This window comes from Streptomyces diastaticus subsp. diastaticus, assembly GCF_011170125.1.
In the GTDB taxonomy this organism is placed as follows: domain Bacteria; phylum Actinomycetota; class Actinomycetes; order Streptomycetales; family Streptomycetaceae; genus Streptomyces; species Streptomyces diastaticus.
The window spans coordinates 345,933-367,337 of sequence record NZ_BLLN01000005.1 but is presented as its reverse complement, the minus strand read 5'-3'; the positions used below and the strand labels follow the sequence as shown (position 1 = coordinate 367,337).

The window sequence follows — 21,405 nt, the reverse complement described above, 5'->3', positions numbered from 1 at the left end:
TCGGCCGGTCCAGGCCGGCCCTCACCGGTAGCGGGCGGCCGCCCGTGGCCACTGACGGGAACTCCGGGACGGGCGTGAACGTCACGCGCCGCCTCCGGGGCCGGCGTCGCGCGTCGGCACCACCCCCTTGTGGGCGGCTTCCGCCGCCTTGCCGTCCTCCGTCGAGGCGGGGCCGAAGGTGGTGGTCGGAGGGTGGCGTCATGGCTTCGTCGCACGAGTGTCAGCGCTCTGCGACAAGGCCGGGTGGCGCCGCACGGCAGCCGTACAGTTCATCACCGTCCCGACAGCAACAGACAGGAGATGTCGAGTGCGCAAGTCCTCGCGGATGAAGCGGTTCACAGCCGTGGGCCTCACCGGCGCCGCCGTGCTGGCCATGAGCGGAACCGCCCATGCCGCCTCCGCCGGCGGTCTCCGGGCGAGCGCCGCGGCCCCCACGTGCGTCAAGGTCACGGTCGACAAGGGCACCATCTCGAAGACCGCCTACGTGACGAACAAGTGCTCCACCACGAAGCGGGTCAAGGTGGTGTGGTCCTTCGCCCCCGACTCCGACTGCAACACCCTGAAGCCCGGGCAGAAGTTCAAGACCAAGCGCGGTCTCGCCCCGCAGTTCGACGGGCTCGCGCTCTGCTGAGCCGCCCTTTCCGGAGGCGGGGACGCGGCCGGCCACGGGCCGGCCGCGTCCCCGCTCGGCTCCTGCGCGCCGCCCGCGGCCTCGGCCGGTGACGCGCAGGCGGCGGGCCGGTGGTGCAGCACCGAGCGTCCGGTGCGGCGGCGCCGGATCAGCCCTGCCTCGTGCAGGACCTTCAGGTGGCGTCCCACCGGCCCGAGTCCCTGGCCGGTCGGAGCCACCAGGTGCGTAGCGCTCCTCGGGGAGCCGAGCAGCAGGAGCATCTCCGCCCCCGCCGCGCCGAGGAGCGCGCGCAGCGGTTCGGGTGCCGGGCGCCGGTCCGCCCCGGTGATCACCCCGGTCGCACGGGCAGCCATCGCGTACCGGTGCGGCTTGTCCCAGGTCACCCGGTCCCGGCGGGGCGTGACCGGAGCGACAGCAGGTCGGCGTCTCCGGTCCCGCGGGGCGGATGAGCATGGGAAGTGATCCGGAGTCGGCCCTCGCCGAGCCGGCGGGTCCCCCGCGCCTTCCAGCACCTGCGTCCAGCCGCCCCGGGGCACGCCTGTTCGGCCCGCGCGACGACGTCGGCCCCGGCGATCCGGCGCCACCCCGGCCGGTACGGACGCACCTCCCGCGCCCGCGCCCGCCCCGCTCCGGCAGGCCGGCCGGCGCTCTGCCGCATCCGTACGGCACAGCACCGGCCGGAGAGGGCCGCCGAGGGTAACGCCGGATCGGCGCGGGCGACCTCGGCCGGTGTCGCGCGCGGCCGGGCCGGCTCGCTCTCGACTGGGCCATGGCGGAGGATGTCCACAAGGCGCCGGCCGCCCCCACCCGACGGCTCACCCTCGACGAGCTGGTGGAGCGGGACGGCCAGACCGTGTTCGAGCGAGCTGTGTACCCGGCTGGTGACCAAGCACGGCCCCGGGCTGTCCCGGCAGGCGGTCTGCCGGCACCCGGCCGTCCTGGAAGCCGCGGAGCCGGTCCGCGCCCGGCGCCAGGGACGCCACGAGTCCCACGACCTGAACACCGAGCCGCCGGAGCACATCGCGACCCGATGGCTCAGGCCCGACACACCGGAGAGCGCGCCATGAGGATCTACGTGACCAGCGTCTTCGTCGACGACCAGGAGAAGGCCCTGCGCTTCTACACGGAGGCGCTCGGGTTCGTGAAGAAGCAGGACATCCCGCTCGGCGAGGCCCGGTGGCTGACCGTCGTCTCCCCGGAGGCCCCCGAGGGCACCGAACTGCTGCTGGAGCCCGACGGCCACCCCGCCGTCAAGCCGTACAAGGAGGCACTGGTCCACGACGGCATCCCGGCCGCCTCCTTCGCCGTGGACGACGTGGCGGCGGAGTACGCCCGGCTGAGCGGGCTGGGGGTCGGCTTCACCCAGGAACCGCTGACGACGGGCCCGGTCACCACCGCCGTCCTCGACGACACCTGCGGCAACCTGATCCAGATCGTGCACACCGGGTAGGCCGCCGGGCGTCTCACGCCGCCGACAGGCTGACGGGTGACCGGCCGGCCCAGCGGCACCCGCCGGCGGGCGGGGGCTTCGCCGACGCGCGCGTGGTGGTCAGTTCCTCGTCAGGGTGCGGGAGACGCCGGCCACGACCGTTGTGGTGAGCACCCAGCCGACGGCGACCAGCAGATACGCCAGCCACTGGGTCGCGCCCGTCCAGTGCCAGGCACCGCGCTGGCCGAAGTCACCGACGGGGAAGAGCAGGTCGAGGGTGTAGACGAAGGCGTTGAACGGGGCGCCCTCCCCGTCCTTCGTCTGCACCGGCGTGCGGGTGCGGAACACCAGGCTGCCGAGCAGGCAGAGCGCGCCCATCCACAACGCCGCCAGCCAGGGCCGGTAGCCGTAGCCGACGGCGGCGTCGAGCAGACGGCCCCACACCCGGCCGGGCAGGTTCAGCGTGGTGCGACGGTGGCGCTGCTTGGCCAGCAGGACCCGCCGGGCGTCGTCGTCGTGCCCCGCCTGGCGGTAGGAGGCGGCGAGCTGCTCGTACGGCTGCGGGGCGTAGCCGGGGTTGCGGCGGAGCCAGGCCAGGCGCCGGGCCACGTCCCCCCGGCGGGGCGTTCCCCCGGAGCGGAGCGAGCCGTAGACGAGGCCGTCCAGCCGCACCTCGTCGGGCCAGCTCCGCTCGCGGTCGTGCAGGGCGGTCACGCGGGCGCCCTGGAGGTCGACCGCGCCCGAGGGCGTCGCGGCGAGGCCGAAGTCGAAGGTGCCCACCTCCATGCCGACGCCGAACAGCGCCGTCCCCTCGCCGTCGAGGGTGGCTCCGTCGAGGGTCAGCAGGTCGGATATCCGGGCGCCGCGCAGGCGCAGCGTCCCGACAGCCCTGAAGCCTTCGGAGAGGTTCACCACCGAGGCTGTCGCGCTGTCCGCGACCAGCGCCTCACCGTGGGGGTTCGCCAGCCGCGCACCTTGCATGAAAAGGCCGCCGGGCAGTTGCGCACCCGACAGCCTCACGCCGCCCCGCGTGGTGAAGCCCTTACGGCAGAAGACTCCGCCGCCCATGACCAGGCCGCCCGCGAACACTGCCCATTTCCCGGTCGTCGTGATCCGGGTGCCGTTCAGGACGAGCTCCCCGGCCACCTCGGCGTTGATCAGGGCGAGGCGGCCCGACTCCACGGCCGTTCCGGTGAGATCCAGGTGGCCGCCGACGCGGGCCAGCCGGGCATCGACGCCGGGCACCCGGCTGCGGGTGATGCGGACCGTGCGCGTCGAGGCGGAGTGGAGGCTGACGGCATGTTCCAGACGGCACCCCTTGAGCCAGACGATGTGGCTGATCTCCGCGCCGGAGAGGTCGAGCGGACCGGTGATCCGGGCACCGGCGAGGCGCAGCGAAGCGACCCTCCCCGGCTGCTGGTCGCCGCCCCCCAGCAGCAGAGCGGACACCACCTCGGCGCGCACCGTGCGCGCGGCTCCCCAGCGTGCGCCTCCGGCGGGATCGTCCTCCTCGGCCACCCCGGTGCGCAGATCCACCCACCGTCCTTCGGGGAAGGCGTCCCACAACACGCGCTCGGCCGCGGTCAGTTCGTCGTAGATCAGCACGGCTACAGACTACGGGCGTCCCCTCGCCGAGGTGCGGGGAACGACAAGGCGGAAGTCCGGAGCGGAAAGCGGGAATTCGCGCGGGCGATTTCTGGCCGTCGGCGCGCTGTCGCGTGCCCGCTCCCGGGGACGGAATGTGATCAAGGGGTGAAGGAAATGCGCGTGCGTTCCGCCGAGGAGTGACCGGACGCCTCCCCATCGGGGCTTCGGGAACGGAAAACGGGCAGGTAGGAGGCGGTGTCGCTGGTCGACGCAGTGGATATCCGGAACGGCCGCCGCAGGTAATCCCAGGACCGCCCACGGATTCCCGAGGCCCGGATTCCGTGTCTGCGCGTGAGGGGAGGGCGGACCGAATGCGGCCCGCCGTACGGGATTCGCCGGGTTCCGGCGGCGGTGATTCCGCGCGGGGGATCCGCACGCTCCCGCACAGGCCAGGAACACGGCCGCGCGGGCGCCCCGTCCCGCGAACCCGCACGTCAAACGAGTGTGCGGATGTCGTCCGGGCGTGATACTCAACTACCTGCGGACGAGGCGCGGACGGTCCGTCGGGACCGCGCGCGGCAGGGGGTTGTCATGGCGTTGCTCCGGGGGGCGGGGTCCTCGCTGAAAAGATGGATGGGCCGTTCCACCGCCGAGGTGGACGAGAACCAGGGGGAACCCGAGGTCGGGCGCATCCGCGAGGCGGCCGAGGCGGCCGACTGGGCGGCCGTGCGCGAGCAGCTGACGGAGCGTCCCGAGTCCGAGGACCGCACCTGGCTGATCACGGCGGTCGCCGAGACCGCGAACGTGGAGAACTGGATACCCCAGGCCGTCGAGGCCGAGCCCGGCTCGGCGCTGCCGCTGCTCGTCGCCGGGGCGCGGCACGTCAACTGGGGCTGGGAGGCGCGCACCGGGGCCCGGGCCCAGCACGTCTCACGCGAGCAGTTCCAGGTCTTCCACAACCGGCTGCGGACCGCGGAGAAGTGGCTCTACGCGGCCGCCGAGCGTGAGCCCGAGTGGGTCAGCCCCTGGTACTTCCTCCAGATGAGCGGCCGCGGCCTCCAGGCCGGGCAGACCGTCGCCCGCCGCCGGTTCGAGGCGGCCGTCCGGCGCCACCCTCACCACCTCGGCGCCCACCAGCAGCACCTCCAGCAGCTCTGCGACAAGTGGGGCGGCTCCCACGAGGAGATGCACGCCTTCGCGAACCGGGCCGTGCGCGACGCGCCCGCCGGCAGTATGCTCGGCCAGCTCGTCGCCCTCGCCCACATCGAGCAGTGGCTCGCCCTCGACTCCGGCGCCGACGCCGAGTACCTGGGGCAGCCCGAGGTCACCGCCTCGCTCACCGAGGCCGCCGAACGCTCCATCTGGCACGAGGACTTCGCCTACGAACAGGGCTGGCTCCAGGTGTACAACACCTTCGCCATGGCGTTCTCGCTCACCGGCGACCGCGAACTGGCCAAGCCCTGCTTCGAGGGCACCGACGGGATCATCACCCGCTTCCCCTGGTACTACCTCGACGCCGACCCGGCCACCGCCTACCGCGAGAACCGCGCCGCCGCCCGCTGAGCCGGCCCGCGCCCCCACCCCAGCCCGCCCGTGACCGCGGGCCCCGCAGAGACCGGGGCCCGCCGGCGGGCCGCCCGCCCCGCCCGCCGCCGCGCGCCCGACGAGGGAACCGACAGGTGCTCCACTCCGAGTCCGCCCACAGCTTCCAGGTCGACCTGCGCGGCCTGGTGGACCTGCTCTCCCACCACCTCTACTCCAGCCCCCGCGTCTACTTGCGCGAACTCCTCCAGAACGCGGCCGACGCCATCACCGCCCGGCGGGCCGCCGACCCCGGCGCCCCCGCCACCATCACCGTGCGGACCGGCGAGTCGCTCACCGTCACCGACACCGGCGCCGGCCTCACCGAGGCCGACGTGCACCGTTTCCTCGCCACCATCGGCCGCAGCTCCAAGCGGCACGCCGAGGGCGGCCTGGACGGGGCCGGACTGGAGTCCGCCCGCGGGGAGTTCATCGGCCAGTTCGGCATCGGTCTGCTCGCCTGCTTCGTCGTCGCCGACGAGATCACCGTGATCAGCCGGCCCGCCGCCGACCCCGGCGCGCCCACCGTCGAATGGCGCGGCCACGCCGACGGCCGCTACACCATCCGCACCCTGCCGGCCGACGCGATGCCCGAGCCGGGCACCACCGTCCGCCTCACCCCGCGCGCCGACAACGCCGAGTGGACCAGCCCCGAACGCGTCACCGGCCTCGCCCGCCACTTCGGCGGCCTCCTGAAGCCCGAGGTCACCGTCGTCGACCCGCGCGGCACCGTCACGCGGATCAACGACACCCCGCCCTGGGAGCGCTCGCACGGCTCACCGCTGGCCCGCCGGGAAGCCCTCACCGCGTACTGCCGCACCACCTTCGGCTTCACCCCGCTCGACACCATCGAGCTGGACCTGCCCGCCGCCGGACTGCGTGGTGTCGCCTACGTCCTGCCCACCGCGGTCAGCCCCGCCCAGCGCGCCGGACACCGGGTCCATCTCAAGGGGATGCTCCTCACCGACAAGGCGCCCGAACTCCTTCCGGACTGGGCCTTCTTCGTCCGCTGCGTCGTCGACACGACCAGCCTGCGCCCCACCGCCTCCCGCGAGGCGCTCTACGAGGACGGCACCCTCTCCGCCGTCCGCGACGCCCTCGGCCGGCGCGTCCGCGACTGGCTCACCGGCCTCGCCGCCAGCGACCCCGCCCTCCTGCACCGCTTCATCGACACCCACCACCTCGCGGTGAAGGCCCTGGCCCGCCACGACGACGAACTCCTGCGGGTCGTCCTGCCCTGGCTGCCCTTCGAGACCACCGACGGCGACGTCACCCTCGAAGAGTTCGCCCGCAACCACCCGACCGTCCTGGTGACCCGCAGCGTCGAGGAGTTCCGCCAGGTCGCGCCCATCGCCTCGGCCGCCGGACTCGGCGTCGTCAACGGCGGCTACACCTACGACCGCGACCTCGTCCACCGGCTCCCCGAGATCCGGCCCGGCAGCACCGTCACCGACCTCGACCCGGCCACCGTCACCGCCCACCTGGACGCCGTCGACCCGTCGGCCGAACTCCGCGCCGCCGCCTTCCTCGCCCTGGCACGCGAGACCGTCGGCGCCCACGAATGCGACGTGGTACTCCGCGACTTCCAGCCGGTCACCGCGCCCGCCCTGCTCCTCGACAACCGCGAGGCCCGCCACGAGCGGATCCGCTCCTCCCTCGCCTCCGGTAGCGACGGCCTGTGGGCCGACATCCTCGGCTCGCTGCGCGACGGGACGCCCCGCGCCCAGCTGGTCCTCAACCACCTGAACCCCCTGGTCCGCCAGGCCCTCACCATCACCGAGAGCGGTCTCGCCACCACCACCGCCGAAGCCCTCTACGGCCAGGCCCTGCTGCTCAGCCGCCGCCCGCTCCGCGCGAGCGAGAGCGCCCTGCTCAACCGGGCCTTCATCGGCCTGCTCACCCACGCCATGCACCCGGCGGGCCCGGCCGGGCCCGGCACCCAGCCCCGGAAGGACGCGTAATGCTGGAGACTCCGGAGGCGGTGCTCGACGCGTTGCGCGAGAACGACGACCGCCCGTACGGCCTGCACCGCACCGTCACCGCCGAGGAACTGGCCGAGGCCGCGGAGGCGTTCGAGGACGCCGGCCTCCTGGTCACGGCGCTCCTCGAACTGATGGCCGCCTACGAGTTCACCGGGGAGCACCGCAAGTCGCCGGTGGTCTTCGCCCGGCTGCTGAAGCTGCACGAGAGCACCCCCGACGCCTTCAGCGAGTGGGCGGAGCACCAGATCCACTGGCGGTTCAAGTGGGTCACGACCTCACTGCTCCAGGTCCCCGGCATGCCGTTGACCACCGTCCACGGCTGGATCGACCGGATGCGCGAACGGTACGAGGACGCCGGCCACGGCCTGCAGCCGGTGGCCGCCATGCGCTACCACGTCGCCCGGCACACCGGTGACGGTGTGCCGGGCGCCTACGACCTCTGGGCCACCAGGACCCGCACCGATCTGAGCGACTGCGAGGCCTGCGAGACCCGCCACCACGCGCTGCACCAGGCCGACGCGGGAGACGACACCGGGGCGCTCGACACCTTGCGGCCCGTCCTGGACGGCGCCGTCGGCTGCTCCGACGAACCGCAGACGAGCCAGGCGCACGCCCTGCTGCCGCTGCTGCGGCTCGGCCGCACCGACGAGGCCCGCTCGCACCACCTCACCGGCTACCGGAAGATCCGCGGCCGCACCGGTATGCAGGAGGAGCTCGGCCTGCACCTGGAGTTCTGCGCGCTCTCACGCAACACCGCGCGCGGTGTGGAGATCCTCGCCGAGAACCGCCCGCTCTTCGAGGCCACCGGCGCCCCACTGGCCCGCCTCGGCTTCCTCACCGGCACCGAGGTGCTGCTCGCCCGGCTGGTCGAGGAGGGCCACGCGCGGACGCCCGTCGGCGGTCCGCCCGGCCGCAACCGGACCGCGGGTGAACTCCTCGCCGAGGTCCGCGAGGAGGCGGACCGGCTCGCCGCCGCCTTCGACACCCGCAACGGCACCACCGCGGTCGGTGACGCGCGCCGCCTTCGGGTGGCGCGGCGCCCCCTGCTCGACGAGCCGCTGCCGCTCGGCCTGCGCACCGTGCTCACCGGCCCCGCCGCCGTCCCGGCCCCCGCCGCCGCCCCCGCCCGCGAGATGCCCGAGGACTTCGCCGCACTGGTCCGTGAGGCACGCCGGATGGCCGCCGTCGGCCATCCCGGGGACACCCCGCTCTGGGACCGGATCGCCGAGGCCGCGGCGGCCGACGGGTACCGCCACGACGACACGCTCGGCCCCGAGCAGCGGTTGCGCGCCGAACTCGCCGAACAGCGCGCCCACACCCTCCACGCCGAGGACCGCGACCGGGCGGCGCGCACCGCGATGGAGGAGACCGCCGAGCTGTACGAGGCCGCCAGGATGCCCTGGCACGCGCTGGTCGCCCGGGCCCGCGCCCTCTCCTGGGCCGTCGTCACCACCGGGGCCGCGGACGACGAGGACGGCCCCGGCGACGGCCGGGCCGCGGCCGGCCCGCCCGACAGCCCCGAGCTCCGGGCCGCGCTCGACGCCCTCCTGCGGGAGGCGGAGCGGCTCCTGGAGCAGCGGACCGCCGCCCACGACGCCACCGGCGACGACCCCGGGCCGCTCCCCGCCACCGGACCCGCCCCGGGCTCGGCCACCGCGGAGAAGTACCTCACCGTGCTGCACTGCCGGGTCTTCGCCGCGTACCACGCGCTCCTCGCCTCCGCACCGGAGATTCCCGCGCCCGTCCGCGAGCGGTTCGAGGCATCGCGCGCCACTCTGCACACCGAGGCGGGCCGGCTCGGTGTGGCCCACCAGCGGGGTGCCGCCCGCGTGTTCGCCGGTGACGTCGCCGCCCGGCTCGGCGAGCACGCCGTGGCCGAGCCGGAACTGCGCGCCGCCCTGGAGGAGATCGACGGCTCCGGCCGCCCCTGGCGCGGTACCCGTGTCCGGGCCCTGCTCGCCCAGGTCCTCCTGGCCCTGGGCAAGCCCGGGGAAGCCGCCTCGCTGCTGCACCGGGCACTCGCCGAAGCGGTCCGGTACGAGGACGCGCTGTTCCCGATGGCGCCCACATACCTGCTGCTCGGCCACGCCGGGACACACACCGGTGATCTGGCCGGTGCGGTGCGCCACTTCTCCGAGGCGGCCACCCGTTTCGACCGGGCGGGAGAGCCGGACGACGCCGCCGACGCCCGGCTCCAGCTCGCCGATCTCCTCGTCCGCACCGGCCGGCAGGCCGACGCGGTCGCCGTACTGGAGTCCGTCGTCGGCGACGAGTCGGCGGCCGGACTCGACCGGCGGCTGCTCGCCCAGGCCCGGCTGACCCTCGGCCGGGGCCTGCGCGAGCTCGGTGAACACCTTCCGGCCGCCGAGGAGTTCCTCCGGCTGGCCGACACCGTGGCGAGCTGGGAGGACGCCGGGGCGACTCTCACCCTGGTCGCCGCCGAGGCAGCCACCGCGCTGGCGCTGGCCGGCCGCTGGGAGGCGGCACGCGCCGCCTACGCCCGGGCGTTCGCCGCCCATGCCGAGGCGCCGGACCCGCCGATGCTGCTGGAGACCGCCTGCGAGTTCGCGCGTCTGACGATGGCCGCCCGCGGGGCCGAGGGCACCGAGGAGGCGCTGCGTCACCTCGCGGACGCCGACACGCTGCGCACCGCCGTCCCCGAGGACGACGAGGACTTCGTCCACTGGTTCGCCGCGGGCAGCGTCCACTACCGGCGGGCCCGCGTCCTGGCCGAGGCCGAGCGTTTCGCCGAGGCACTCCCCGAGGCCGAACAGGCTGTCGCCGCCTTCGACTCCGGCGGCGCGGACGGCGAGGAACGGCGGGCCGAGGCCGTCCGCATCGCCGCCCTGGTGGAAGGCCGGGGCCTCGGCCGTACGCAGGCGGCGGTGACCCGGCTGACGGAGGCCGCCGCCCGCTGCGAGCGCGCCCGGCTGCACGAGGCGGCGGAGATCCTGACCGCTGTCCGCGACGACCTCGCGGCGGGCGACACCTTACGACGGCCCGTCCAACCCACCAACAACGTAGGACCGACTGACCGATGACCGGCGGGCCCCGGGCGGGCGCGTGTACGCGCCGTCCGGGGCCGGCGACACCGCCCCAGGCACCGGACCGGGGCGGAGGGCCGGATCATGTCGGCCGGTTCCGCTCTCGGCAGCGGGGCCGGTGCCCGCCACACTGTGCACGCGAGTCACGTGGTTGCCCGCCGCGAGGAAAGGCCGACGTATGCAGCGCCCCGCTTCGCCCGTACCGGAGGAGCCGGACAGGACGCGCACGCGAGAGGCGGGGGGAGGCACGGGCGGGCGCCGGGAGTCGGCGCCCCGTCTCCGGGGAGACCTGCGTGCCGCGATCCCGGACGCCTCCGCCGCCGTCGGCGTCACCGCCGCCGTGTTCGCCCTCCTCTGGGTCCGTATGGAGACGGGGACCTCCTCGACGGCCGCCGTGATGCCGTTCATGGACGACCCCCGCGCCTACTGGATGTACCTGCTCAGCCAGGCGTTCGGCTGGTCCGCGCTGCTCTGGGCGTGGGGCACCGTCATGCTCGGCCTGGTGCTCTCCGGGCCCCGGGCCGTACGGCTGCCGCCCCGGCGGACCCTGGAGCGGTGGCACCGCACGACCAGCCTCACCACCACCGCCCTGATGTTCGCGCACGCCCTGATGTTCGCGGCGGAACTGGTCCGCCACGACACCCGCGCGGCCTGGGCCGCCCGGCTCTGGTCCGCCTTCGCCGACTCCTTCGTGCCCGGCTGGTACGACTCCGGCACCGGCCAGGTCGCCATCCCGATCGGCCAGGGAGCCCTCTACCTCGCCCTCCCGCTGGGCCTGCTCTTCTACGTGCGCCACCGCATCGGCGCCCGCACCTGGCGCCGCCTGCACCGCTTCGTCCTCGCCGTCTACGTGCTCAGCGTCTGGCACACCCTGCTGTACGGCACCAACGTCTGGTACGGGGAATGGCCGCGCACCGTGCTCTGGCTCCTCCAGATCCCCGTCGCCCTCCTCCTCGTCCTGCGCCTCGCCCGCCCGGCCCGCCGCGCGGAACGCCTCGGTGCCCCCGGCCGCCCGGGCGGGCCGAGGCTCCCGGAGTGGGCCGTCCGCGCGCTCGGCCGCCTCACGGCCGCCGCGGTCGTCGCCGGCGTCCTCGCCGTCGCGATCAGCGGCCACGACGGCGGCCGCACCCGGCCCGCCGGCCCGCCGGCGAGCGCTCCGCACGACCACGGGTCCGAGTAGGCGCCCGCCGGGGCGGGTGACCACCACCAGCGGTGGTGACCCGCCCCGGCTCCGCCTAGCCTTTTCCCAGGGACAAGGCGCCGTCCCCGCCGGAAGCCGGCCGGGCGGCCCGGGGGCGGCCAGGGTGCGGAAGGCAGGGGATCGGGTGGCCGGTGACGGCGAGTTTCCCGGAGGAGTGCGGGCGGACGGGCTGCCCGGCGCGCTCTCCGACCCGGCGCGCCTGGCCGCGGTCCGCGCGACCGGCCTGCTGGACAGCGGTCCCGAGCCGGTCTTCGAGGACCTGGCCACGCTCGCCGCCCGGCTCACCGGCGCCGGACGCGCCTTCGTCACCCTGGTCGACGAGGACCGCTCGTACTGGAAGTCCTGCGTCGGCGTCGACGTCATCGACGGCCGCGAGAACCCGGTACGGGAGAGCTTCTGCTACTACCTCGTCGGCTTCGGCGGGGAGCCTTTCATGGTCGAGGACGCCGCCCACGACCCGCGCACCCGCGACCACCCCGGCATCGGCCCCATGAGGATCGGCGCGTGGGCCGGCTACCCGCTGCTCGGCCCCGGCGGCGAGGTGCTCGGCAGCTTCTGCGTCGTCGACGAGTCGCCGCGCCCCTGGACCGCCGAGGACCGCGCGACCCTGGCGACCCTGGCCGGCTCCGCCTCCGCCGAGATCCACCTGCGGCAGAGCCTCGCCGCCTCCCAGCGGGCCCACCGGCTCTCCGCCGAACTCGCCCGCACCCTCCAGCAGGGCCTGCTGCCACCCGCCCTGCACCCCCTCCCCGGACTCGACGCGGCCGCCGCGTACGCACCGGCCTCCGCCAGCGCCCGCGACGAGGTGAGCGTCGGCGGCGACTTCTACGACCTCTTCCACGCGGCGGGCCCCTACTACGGTGCCGTCCTCGGCGACGTCTGCGGCAAGGGCGTGCAGGCGGCCCAGGTCGCCTCCATGGCGCGCTACACCCTGCGCGCCGACGCGGGCGAGGTGCTGTCCCCGGCGCGGCTGCTGACCCGCCTCAACACCGCCATGATCACGCAGGAGGCGCCGCTCTTCCTGACCGCCGTCCACACCACCTTCCGCCGCACCCGCGCCGGGGTCGCCGGACGGATCTGCCTGGCCGGCCACCCGCCCGCCCTGGTCCGCCGTGCCGACGGCCGGGTCCGCGAAGTGGGCCGCCCCGGGACCCTGCTGGGGGTCCTCGACGCCATCGGCCTGACCGACACCCGGTTCCGGCTGACCCCGGGTGACCTGCTGCTGCTCTACACCGACGGCGCCCTGGAGGCCCGCCCCGCACCCGGTACGCCGCCCGCCTCCGCCCGGGAGTTGTTCGGCGAGGCCGATCTGCACGCCACCCTGGCCGCCACCCACGGCCTGGACGCCACCGCCACCGTCGACCGGATCACCGGCGCCCTCGCCGCCCACCACGGCGGCTGGGCCAGCGACGACACCGCCCTGCTCGCACTGCGCGTACCCGGGGACGACTGACCGTCCGGGCACGCGTCCTGCGCGCGGCAGCGGTCCGGGGCCCGTCGTTCGGACCGGCGGCCAGGCCGGCCGGGCCGCCGCTCAGGGCAGGATCGAGTCCACGTATCCGCCGTCCACCCGCAGCGCGCCGCCCGTCGTCGCGGAGGCCAGGGGAGAGCTGAGGTAGACGACGAGGTGGGCGATCTCCTCGGGCTCGATCAGCCGCTGGATGAGGGACTGCGGGCGGTACTCGCGCATGAACACCCGCTGCGCCTCCTCCCACGGGAGGTCGTCCCCGACCAGCCCGCGGACGAACTCCTCCACGCCGCCGGTGTGGGTGGGGCCGGCGATCACCGAGTTGACGGTGACGCCGCTCCCGGCGGCCTCCTTGGCGAAACCCCGGGAGACCGAGAGGAGCGCCGTCTTGGACACCCCGTAGTGGATCATCTCGGCGGGGACCGCCACCGCCGAGTCGCTGGCGATGTTCAGTACCCGGCCCCAGCCGCGCTCCTTCATGCTCGGCAGGTGGGCGCGGATCAGCCGGACCGCCGTCAGCACGTTCACCTCGAAGTAGCGGCGCCACTCGGCGTCGTCGATCTCCAGCGCCTCGCGCGCGCCGAAGACGCCGAGGCTGTTGACGAGGATGTCGGTCTGCGGCAGCCGGTCCAGGACCTCGGCCAGGCCCTCGTCGGTGGCCAGGTCGCCGGGGGCCGAGAACAGCTCGCCGCCCGGCACCTCGCGCCGCAGCCGGGCCACCGCCTCCTCGGTCCGGTCGGCGTCGCGGCCGTTGACCCCGACCCGGGCGCCCGCCCCGGCCAGGCCGGCGGCGATCGCCGCGCCGATGCCCTGGGTGGAACCGGTGACCAGAGCGGTCCTGCCGTCCAGAGAGATCTGCATACTGCTCGGAACTCCTCGCGTCGTCGGTACGGCCGCCGCTGCGGACCGGCCTCACCGCGCACCCGACGGCCACCGCCGCCGTACGCAACGCGGTGCGCCGCAACGCCTGCCCATGATGGCCGCCTCTGATACGCCCTGCCTGCCGGACGTGCGACGGGGAGAGCGGCCCCGGCCCCGTACGCTCACCTCGCCGTGCCCCGAGAGGCGAACGGACCCACGGTGCCCGGGCACCCGTGGTCCGCGAGCCGCCCCACCGCCAGTCCCCGCGCTCCGCAGTAGGCGACCAGGCAGGGGAGCGCCGCCAGGGTCGCCCGCCAGGCGCCCGGAGCCGCGTACGCGTCCGAGTCGTGGAGCAGCAGTGTGCCACCCGGGCCGAGCCGGGAGGCGGCCTCGGCGACCACCCCGCGCCCGGTCGCCCAGGGGGTCCAGTCGCGGCCCCACGCCGACCACAGCACCGGGCGCAGCCCCGCCCGGCGGGCGGCGGCCCACCGCCCGCCGGTCAGGATGCCGTACGGCGGGCGGTACCAGAGCGGGCGCGTCCCGGTGACCCGCTGGACGGCGGCCACCGACCGGGCCAGTTCCGCCGCGTCCCGGCCCGGACGGGGCAGCCACGGGCGGTCGTGCTCCCAGCCGTGCACCGCCAGTTCGTGCCCGGCCGCCGCCATCCGGCGGCCCAGCTCGGGATGGCGCTCCAGCCGGCTGCCGAGGACGAAGAAGGTGGCCCGCACCGACAGCGTGTCGAGCACCCGCAGGAAGTGTGGTGTGCTCAGCGGATCGGGCCCGTCGTCGAAGGTGAGCGCCACCCGGCCGGGTGCTCCCCGGCCGTCGAGTCCGGGACAGCACACCGCCCGGAATCCGGGCAGCCAGGTCACCGCCGGGCCGATGTGCCACGCGGCGACGGCCAGGGCTCCGCCGGCCACCGCCCCGGCAACAGCCCCGCCGCGGCCCGCGCCCGTGGGGGGACCGGCGCGTCCGGCCGGGTGGGGGGAGTTCAACGGCGGGCTCCTCTCGGCCGGGGCGGGGCCGGCGCGCCCCCTCGGACGCCGGAGAGGCGCGACGTCCCCCTCGGCCGTGCCCACCGGGGGCCCGCCGCGGGCCCGGGCACCTCCGGCGTGGCGGGGCGGCCCCCGTGCGCCGGCCGCGCGGCGGCGGCCCGGAAGCGTCGCGGGTCGGCACGAGCCGCGACGCCTTCCGGCGCCGGCCGCGCGGCCGTGTCCGGGGCGCTCACCACGGCCGCTCCTGACCGTCCGAGGAGGTCAGCAAGGGGGAGCGGGCCAGTTGGACGGTGCCCGCGATGAGCAGGGCCAGCGCCAGCACCTGAGGCAGCAGCCGCAGCCCGAGGGACAGCTCCTCGCCGAAGAGGACCGACCCCAGCAGCACGCTGAGGAAGGCGTCACCCAGCGTCATGGCGGGCTGCGAGGCCACCAGCGGCCCGGCCCGCAGCGTGAGTTGCAGCAGCAGGAAACTGCCCAGTCCCACCAGGACCGCCGCGTACGACTGCCAGGCGGTGGCCAGCGCCCCGACCCCGTCCGGCAGCCGGCCCACCGCGTCCTTGACCAGCGCGGCGGTGCAGGCGAAGCCGATCGCCGTGGCGGTGCCGAGGACCGCCGCGGCGGGCGCCGGCGGCAGCCGCCACGCCGACGCGGTGAGCAGCAGCGTCAGCGCGGCCAGCCCCACTCCCCACCACAGCCATCGCGAACCCGGCACGGTCGAGCCGCCCCCCGAGGGCGAGAGCAGCGCCATGAACGCGGCCAGTCCGACGGCCATCGCGACGAAGGCCCACCGGGTCCTCACGTCCGGCCTGCGGCGGAAGACCACGCTTCCGATCACCATCGTGAACAGGAGTTCGGTGGTCATCACCGGCTGCACCACGGCGAGCGGGCCCGCTGCCAGCGCGGCCGCCTGGCAGAGGCCGGAGAGCGCCAGCAGTCCCGCGCCCCACAACCACACCCGCCGGTGGATCAGCCGTGCCGCCCAGGACCACCACCGGGCGACGTCCAGCCCGCCGTCGTCCACCAGCGTCGTGCCGCGCCGCTGGAGCACAGAGGCGGCCGCGTTGCCGAGGGCCGCCAGCAGCGCCAGTACGACCGTCAGGATGGTCACCGGGGCGCCTCCGCCTCAGTCGGCACGGTGTGGGTCCGCGCGGTCGGCCAGGGCACCGAACAGGGCGGGCGCCGCCCCGTGCAGCCGGGCCGGAAGCGTCAGCCAGCCCGGCACCAGGACGTTCTCCCGGCCCCGCACCAGTGCGTCCCGCACCCCGCGCGCCACCCGTTCGGCCGAGACCGGACGGGGGCGCCTGCGGTGGTACGGGGTGCCGCGCCGGGCGAAGAACGGTGTGTCGACCGCGCCCGGCGACACCACCGAGACCCGTACCCGGGTACCGGCCAGCTCCCGGCGCAGGCTGTCCGCGAAGGTCAGCAGAGCGCCCTTGGACGCCGAGTAGACCGCCTCGTCCCCCACCCCGACCCAGCCGGCCATCGAGCCGATCAGCACCAGCCGGCCCGAACCGCGAGCCACCATCGGGGGCAGCAGCAGCCGGACCAGCCGCAGGGTGGAGGCCAGGTTGACGGTCAGGACGCGGTCGATCTCCCGGGGCGGCATCGTCACGAACGGACCCGCCCAGCCGATCCCCGCCCCCGCCACCAGCGCGTCGACGCGCCCGGCACGGCGGAGCGCCTCCTCGGCCAGGTGCTCGCAGCCCCCCTCGGCCGAAAGATCGGCGGGTACCGCCTCGCCGCCCGTCCGGGCCGCGACCGCGGCGAGCCGCTCGTCGTCGCGACCGCTGAGCAGCAGCCGCCACCGGGGATCCGTGTGCAGCATCCTCGCCACCGCGGCACCGATGCCCGAGGACGCACCCGTGACCAGCACGGTGCGCCGGGGCTGCGCCACGGGTCCCGGACGCCGCGTCATGCCGGCCACTTCTCGCGCATGCCAGTCCCCTTCCTCGCGGCACGCCAGGCTCTCAGCTTCCGTGCTCGGCGGGCGGACCGCTCGTCCAACGCCGGGGCACGCCGCCGCCAGGTCACCCGAACGGGCCGATTGCGCCCCCGGCCGGACGCGGCATGCAAGCCCTGGACGAGTCCACCGGCCGGGCGAGGGGAGGAGCATGGGAGGCCCGCGAGTCCTGCTGCTCGGCGCGAGCATGGGCGCCGGGCACGACGCCGTCTGCGCCGAACTGGCCCGCAGGCTCCGGGCCCGGGGCGCCACGGCCGAGATCTGCGACGTGCTCACCCTCCTGCCGCCGGCCGCGGGACCGGCGCTGCGCGCCTTCTACCGGGGGACCGTGCGCCACGCCCCCACGCTGTACGCGGCGATCTACGCCCTGTTCCTCTCCCCGGGTGACGGACCCCGTCCCGGGAGCGCGCCCCTGGCGGCGACGGCCCGCAACCGGCTGCTGAGCCGTGTCCGCGCCTTCCGTCCCGACCTGGTCGTCCCCGCCTTCCATCTGGCCGCCCAGATCACCGGACGGCTCCGCACCGAGGGCGCCCTCTCCACCCCGGCCTCGGTCTTCGTCACGGACTTCGCCGTCCACCGCGGCTGGCTGCACCCGGGCAACGACCTGTACGTCTGCCTCACCGAGCGGGGTGCCACCACGGCCCGCGCCGCCACCGGCCGCCCGGCGGCCGTCTCCGGCCCCGTCGTCGACCCGTCCTTCCACCGGGCGGCCGACCACTCCGGAGACCTCGGAGCCACCGCCCCCCGGGTGCCGGCCGGGCCACCGCCGGTCCTCCTGTCCACCGGCGCGTGGGGCGTCGGTACGCACACCGTGAGCACCGCCCGGCTGCTCGCCGGGCACGGCTGCCGGCCCGTACTGCTCTGCGGCCGCGACGAGCGGCTGCGCCGCCGGGCCGCCCGCGTGCCCGGCGCCCTCGCCCTGGGCTGGACGGACGACATGCCCGGGCTGATGGCCTCGGCCCGGCTCCTCGTCGACAACGCCGCCGGGCAGACGGCGGCCCAGGCCCTCGCCGCGGGAGTGCCCGTCGTCACCTGGCGGCCGCTGCCCGGCCACGGCCTGGCCGGGGCGCGGAGCATGGCCGCCGCCGGCCTCACCACGTACGCGCGCGACCGGGGCGAGCTGCTGGCGGCGGTCGGGCGGCTGCTCGGACCCGGGCCGGAGCGCACCGGCCAGGTGGAGCGGGGCCGGGGCGCCTTCACGGCGGACGCCGTCGACCTCCTCACGCGCCCCGTGCGCTGACCGGCCGGCCGTGCGCCGCCCGTGGCGGTGTCCGCCGGCGAGGTGGAGGGGACCGGCCTTCACCCGGGCACCGGCCCGGCGTGGTGCGGAACGCGGCGGTCCGTGAAGCTGGACCCATGACGCAGGACGCAGCCACGATGCGCGCCATCATCCAGGACACCTACGGAGGCCCCGACGTCCTCCGCGAGACCCGGCTGCCGAAGCCCGAGCCGGGGCCGGGGGAGATCCTGGTCGCGGTCCGCGCGGCGGGGGTCAACCCGACCGACTGGAAACACCGCGCACAGGCCGGCTTCGTCGACCGCCTCCCCCTCGTCCTCGGCTGGGACGTCTCCGGCGTCGTGGAGGCCCTGGGCTACGGGGTCACCCTCTTCGCGCCCGGCGAGGAGGTCTTCGGCATGCTGCCCTACCCCCACGGGCCGGGGTCGCACGCCGAGTACGTCGTCGGGCCCGCCCGCGCCTTCACCCGTAAGCCCTCGGTGATCGACCACGTCCGGGCGGGGGCCCTCCCGCTCGTCTCCCTCACCGCCTACCAGGCGCTGCTCGACACCGCGGGCATCGGTCCCGGACAGCGCGTGCTGATCCACGCGGCGGCGGGCGGCGTCGGCCACGCCGCCGTGCAGATCGCCAAGGCGCACGGCGCGTACGTCATCGGCACGGCCAGCGCCGCCAAGCACGACCTCCTGCGCGAACTGGGCGCCGACGAGGTCGTGGACTACCGCACCACCGACTTCGCCGAGGCGGTCGAGGAGGTCGACACGGTGCTCGACCCGGTCGGCGGCGAGACCCGGTCCCGCTCGATCGGCCTGCTGCGCCCCGGCGGCACCCTGGTCTCCCTGCTCGCCGGCCCGTCCGAGGAGACGGCGCGGGCCGCCGAGCGGGGGGCGCGCATGGTGACGATGCTGGTCGAGGCCGACCACGCGGGCATGAACGTGGTCGCGGACCTGGTCGCCGCCGGAGCGCTGCGGCCGCGTATCGAGGAGGTCTTCCCGCTGGCCGAGGCGGCGGCCGCACACCGGCGGGGCGAGACGGGGCGGACCACGGGCAAGATCGTCCTCACGGTGGAGTGAGGGGCCGGCCGCACGCCCGGACCGGCCCCCGACGTGGCCCGGTCCCGGCAGGGGCCGCGGTGGCCTGCGGCGGCGGGCGCGTCACGGACCGGCGGGGAGCCGGAGGCCCGGCGGCTCGGCCCCGGGGCGGCGCACCTGCCGCCGCGACCCGGCCCGGGCGCGGAACACGCCGGCCGTCGCCCGGCACGCGGTCGAACTCGGCATCACGCTCGTCGACACCGCCTGCCGGTACCGCACCGGTGCCGTCGCGGAACGCCTCACCGAGGGCCCACGCCCCTCACCGGACGATCCGGCACCCACGCGTTCCGGCCCCGGTCGCGGCCGGAACGCGGCGCCACCGCCGAACGGGTCGCTCCCACCCGGCTCCTCGGCCCTGTCCGGTGATCCTCCTCGCCCCGGCCACCGCCCCCGGGAGCGCCTGGCAGAGCCCCGCCACCCACCCCTCCGCCTGCCCCGCACGCCTCGACCGGCCGGCGTCCCCCCGCCTGACCCGGCGGGGTATCAGTTCCGGAGGTAGGCCAGTACCGCCAGCACCCGCCGGTGGGCGTCGCCGTCCACCGGGAGGTCGAGGCGTTGCAGGATGCTGCCGATGTGCTTGTTGACCGCGGCCACCGAGACGTACAGGGAGCGGGCGATGGCCGCGTTGGAGCGGCCCTCGGCCATCAGGGCGAGCACCTCGCGCTCGCGGGGCGTCAGCCGGCCCAGCGGGTCCTGCCGCCGCCGCAGCAACTGCCGTACGACCTCCGGGTCCAGCACCGTTCCCCCGCCCGCCACCTGGGCCACGGCGTCCGCGAACTCGGTGACGGCGGCCACCCGGTCCTTCAGCAGGTAGCCGACGCCGCTCTGGCCGCCGAGGTCCAGCAGGTGGGTGGCGTAGGACTGTTCGAGGTACTGGCTGAGGACGAGCACCGGCAGTTCGGGGCGGTCGCGGCGGAGCGCGACGGCGGCGCGCAGCCCGTCGTCACCGAGGCCGGGCGGCATGCGGATGTCGGTGAGGACGAGGTCCGGCCGGTGCGCGCGGGCCGCCGCCATCAGTGCCTCGGCGTCCCCCACCGCCGCGCACACCTGGTGGCCGAAGCGGGTCAGCACGCCCACCAGCCCCTCGCGCATCAGCGCCGCGTCCTCGGCGACCACGACCTTCAGTGACACGGGATCTCCACGTGGAGCAGGGTGGGCCCGCCGTGCGGGCTGGACAGCCGCAGTATGCCGTCGGCCGCCGCCACCCGGTCGGCCAGCCCCGTCAGGCCGCACCCGGTGGGGTCCGCGCCCCCGCCCCCGTCGTCGCGGACGGTGACCACGAGCGTGTCCGTGCGCAGCCGCGCCCGCACCTCGGCCCGGTCGGCGCCGCTGTGCTTCGTCGCGTTGGCCAGGGCCTCGGCGACCACGAAGTACGCGGTGCTCGCGACCGGCGCGGGCAGCGGGCCCGGCAGCAGCACATCCACGGAGACCGGGAGCGGCGAGCGGGCGGTGAGGTTGGTGAGGGCCGCCGCCAGGCCCTGGTCGGTCAGCGCGCGGGGGTGGACGCCCCTGCTCAGCTCGCGCAGCTCCCCGAGGGCTGTCGTCAACTCGCCCTGCACGGTGGCCAGCCGTCGGCCGAGCGGTGATTCGGGACCGGCGTCGAGCCGCGCCAGCCCCAGCATGACGTTGACCGACACCAGCCGCTGCTGGGCGCCGTCGTGCAGATCCCGCTCGATCCTGCGCCGCTCTGCGTCGAAGGCCCCGACCAGCCTGGTCCGCGAGGCGCGGACCTCCGTCAGCTCCGTGTCCCGCGGCGCGAGCATCAGCCGGGTCAGCGCCGCCCGTGCCCCGGCCCAGCCGGTGATCGTGTACGGCGCCGCGGGCATCAGGGCGAGACCGATCAGTACCCACGGCCAGGCGCCCGGGTCGTCCAGCGGCGCGGTCACACACAGCACCGGCAGCGCCAGGGCGAAGGCGAGGACGAGCAGGTCCATCCACCACAGTGCCGTCATGGAGACCGCCGTGAACCCCAGTTCCCGCCAGGTACGCCGCTCCCGCAGCCGCTCCCGCAACCCGGCTCGCACGCCCGGCTGCTCCACGGGCCGGTGATCGGCGGTGGCCGGGTCGAGGTCGACCAGCCGCAGCCGCCAACGCTCCACCCGGGCGACCGTTCCGCCACCGAGGACCACGGCGAGCAGCACGGCGGCCCCCACCCCGACCGGCAGCAGCACCAGCCCGGCCAGCAGACCGGTGACCAGGACCGAGAGCGTGAGCGCCCCCGCCAGCACTCCGGAGAGCAGATAGGCCAGGGCCCGCCACGGCCAGACGGTGGTGAGGAAGGCGAGGGGACGGTGGGCCAGGGCCTGCCAGGCCGTGCGCGCGTGCATGTCCCGACAGTACG

The 21,405-nt window shown here is 75.7% G+C and carries 16 protein-coding genes and 1 pseudogene; 10 read left to right on the top strand and 7 right to left on the bottom strand.

Translation table 11 applies throughout. From position 1 onward, the window contains the following. Positions 1-307: 307 nt before the first annotated feature. From Sdia_RS19300 to Sdia_RS19290, 3 genes and pseudogenes are all read left to right on the top strand, one after another. Positions 308-631, top strand: coding sequence for an alpha-amylase inhibitor (locus Sdia_RS19300; protein ID WP_100453930.1), 324 nt, complete (start codon positions 308-310; stop codon positions 629-631). Positions 632-1,400: 769 nt separating this feature from the next. Next, positions 1,401-1,698: pseudogene (locus tag Sdia_RS19295) on the top strand (transcriptional regulator). After that, a complete protein-coding gene (locus tag Sdia_RS19290) occupies positions 1,695-2,081 on the top strand; it encodes a VOC family protein (RefSeq protein WP_100453934.1) in 387 nt (128 codons plus the stop codon). The pseudogene Sdia_RS19295 and the gene Sdia_RS19290 overlap by 4 nt, the downstream one beginning before the upstream one ends. Before the next feature lie 99 nt (positions 2,082-2,180). Here the strand turns inward: Sdia_RS19290 and Sdia_RS19285 are convergent, their stop codons facing one another. Beyond that, complete coding sequence (locus Sdia_RS19285; protein ID WP_189501043.1) at positions 2,181-3,665, bottom strand: oxidoreductase; 1,485 nt, start codon at positions 3,663-3,665, stop codon at positions 2,181-2,183. Positions 3,666-4,280: 615 nt separating this feature from the next. On the opposite strand from Sdia_RS19285, the gene Sdia_RS19280 reads away from it, so the two are divergent. The 5 genes from Sdia_RS19280 (at position 4,281) to Sdia_RS19260 (ending at position 12,908) form a co-directional block, all read left to right on the top strand. Beyond that, complete coding sequence (locus Sdia_RS19280; RefSeq protein ID WP_229831678.1) at positions 4,281-5,210, top strand: hypothetical protein; 930 nt, start codon at positions 4,281-4,283, stop codon at positions 5,208-5,210. Positions 5,211-5,326: 116 nt separating this feature from the next. Continuing rightward, positions 5,327-7,189 (top strand): HSP90 family protein, encoded by a 1,863-nt coding sequence (locus Sdia_RS19275; RefSeq protein WP_189501041.1) that lies wholly within the window; start codon positions 5,327-5,329, stop codon positions 7,187-7,189. Continuing rightward, entirely contained in the window at positions 7,189-10,251 is a 3,063-nt protein-coding gene (locus tag Sdia_RS19270) for a hypothetical protein (protein ID WP_189501039.1), read from the top strand. Before Sdia_RS19275 ends, Sdia_RS19270 begins: the two co-directional genes overlap by 1 nt. A 181-nt stretch (positions 10,252-10,432) precedes the next feature. Further along, positions 10,433-11,434, top strand: coding sequence for a ferric reductase-like transmembrane domain-containing protein (locus Sdia_RS19265; RefSeq protein ID WP_189501037.1), 1,002 nt, complete (start codon positions 10,433-10,435; stop codon positions 11,432-11,434). Positions 11,435-11,579: 145 nt separating this feature from the next. Next, on the top strand, positions 11,580-12,908 hold the full coding sequence (locus Sdia_RS19260; protein WP_189501035.1) for a GAF domain-containing SpoIIE family protein phosphatase: 1,329 nt from the start codon (positions 11,580-11,582) through the stop codon (positions 12,906-12,908). Positions 12,909-12,989: 81 nt separating this feature from the next. On the opposite strand, the gene Sdia_RS19255 is transcribed toward Sdia_RS19260, so the two are convergent. The 4 genes from Sdia_RS19255 to Sdia_RS19240 form a co-directional block, all read right to left on the bottom strand. After that, complete coding sequence (locus Sdia_RS19255) at positions 12,990-13,784, bottom strand: SDR family NAD(P)-dependent oxidoreductase (RefSeq protein ID WP_100453947.1); 795 nt, start codon at positions 13,782-13,784, stop codon at positions 12,990-12,992. Positions 13,785-13,966: 182 nt separating this feature from the next. Next, positions 13,967-14,779 (bottom strand): polysaccharide deacetylase family protein, encoded by an 813-nt coding sequence (locus tag Sdia_RS19250; protein ID WP_100453950.1) that lies wholly within the window; start codon positions 14,777-14,779, stop codon positions 13,967-13,969. 229 nt (positions 14,780-15,008) lie between these two features. Continuing rightward, complete coding sequence (locus tag Sdia_RS19245) at positions 15,009-15,887, bottom strand: DMT family transporter (RefSeq protein ID WP_115069373.1); 879 nt, start codon at positions 15,885-15,887, stop codon at positions 15,009-15,011. Between the two features lie 15 nt (positions 15,888-15,902). After that, a complete protein-coding gene (locus Sdia_RS19240; protein WP_189399437.1) occupies positions 15,903-16,694 on the bottom strand; it encodes an SDR family NAD(P)-dependent oxidoreductase in 792 nt (263 codons plus the stop codon). 196 nt (positions 16,695-16,890) lie between these two features. On the opposite strand from Sdia_RS19240, the gene Sdia_RS19235 reads away from it, so the two are divergent. Next, positions 16,891-17,979, top strand: a complete 1,089-nt coding sequence (locus tag Sdia_RS19235; protein WP_115069374.1) for an MGDG synthase family glycosyltransferase — start codon at positions 16,891-16,893, stop codon at positions 17,977-17,979. A 137-nt stretch (positions 17,980-18,116) separates the two neighbouring features. After that, on the top strand, positions 18,117-19,046 hold the full coding sequence (locus tag Sdia_RS19230; RefSeq protein ID WP_100454408.1) for an NADP-dependent oxidoreductase: 930 nt from the start codon (positions 18,117-18,119) through the stop codon (positions 19,044-19,046). A 501-nt stretch (positions 19,047-19,547) separates the two neighbouring features. On the opposite strand, the gene Sdia_RS19225 is transcribed toward Sdia_RS19230, so the two are convergent. Together Sdia_RS19225 and Sdia_RS19220 are read right to left on the bottom strand one after the other, a co-directional pair. Continuing rightward, positions 19,548-20,195 (bottom strand): response regulator, encoded by a 648-nt coding sequence (locus Sdia_RS19225; RefSeq protein WP_100453957.1) that lies wholly within the window; start codon positions 20,193-20,195, stop codon positions 19,548-19,550. Continuing rightward, on the bottom strand, positions 20,186-21,391 hold the full coding sequence (locus Sdia_RS19220; RefSeq protein WP_115069376.1) for a sensor histidine kinase: 1,206 nt from the start codon (positions 21,389-21,391) through the stop codon (positions 20,186-20,188). Before Sdia_RS19220 ends, Sdia_RS19225 begins: the two co-directional genes overlap by 10 nt. Between the last annotated feature and the right edge of the window lie 14 nt (positions 21,392-21,405).

Coding starts and splice junctions, on each gene's coding strand:
- Sdia_RS19290 (WP_100453934.1), top strand. CDS start 1,695: ATGAGGATCTACGTGACCAGCGTCTTCGTCGACGACCAGGAGAAGGCC.
- Sdia_RS19280 (WP_229831678.1), top strand. CDS start 4,281: ATGGGCCGTTCCACCGCCGAGGTGGACGAGAACCAGGGGGAACCCGAG.
- Sdia_RS19270 (WP_189501039.1), top strand. CDS start 7,189: ATGCTGGAGACTCCGGAGGCGGTGCTCGACGCGTTGCGCGAGAACGAC.
- Sdia_RS19265 (WP_189501037.1), top strand. CDS start 10,433: ATGCAGCGCCCCGCTTCGCCCGTACCGGAGGAGCCGGACAGGACGCGC.
- Sdia_RS19255 (WP_100453947.1), bottom strand. CDS start 13,784: ATGCAGATCTCTCTGGACGGCAGGACCGCTCTGGTCACCGGTTCCACC.
- Sdia_RS19240 (WP_189399437.1), bottom strand. CDS start 16,694: ATGACGCGGCGTCCGGGACCCGTGGCGCAGCCCCGGCGCACCGTGCTG.
- Sdia_RS19235 (WP_115069374.1), top strand. CDS start 16,891: ATGGGAGGCCCGCGAGTCCTGCTGCTCGGCGCGAGCATGGGCGCCGGG.
- Sdia_RS19230 (WP_100454408.1), top strand. CDS start 18,117: ATGCGCGCCATCATCCAGGACACCTACGGAGGCCCCGACGTCCTCCGC.
- Sdia_RS19220 (WP_115069376.1), bottom strand. CDS start 21,391: ATGCACGCGCGCACGGCCTGGCAGGCCCTGGCCCACCGTCCCCTCGCC.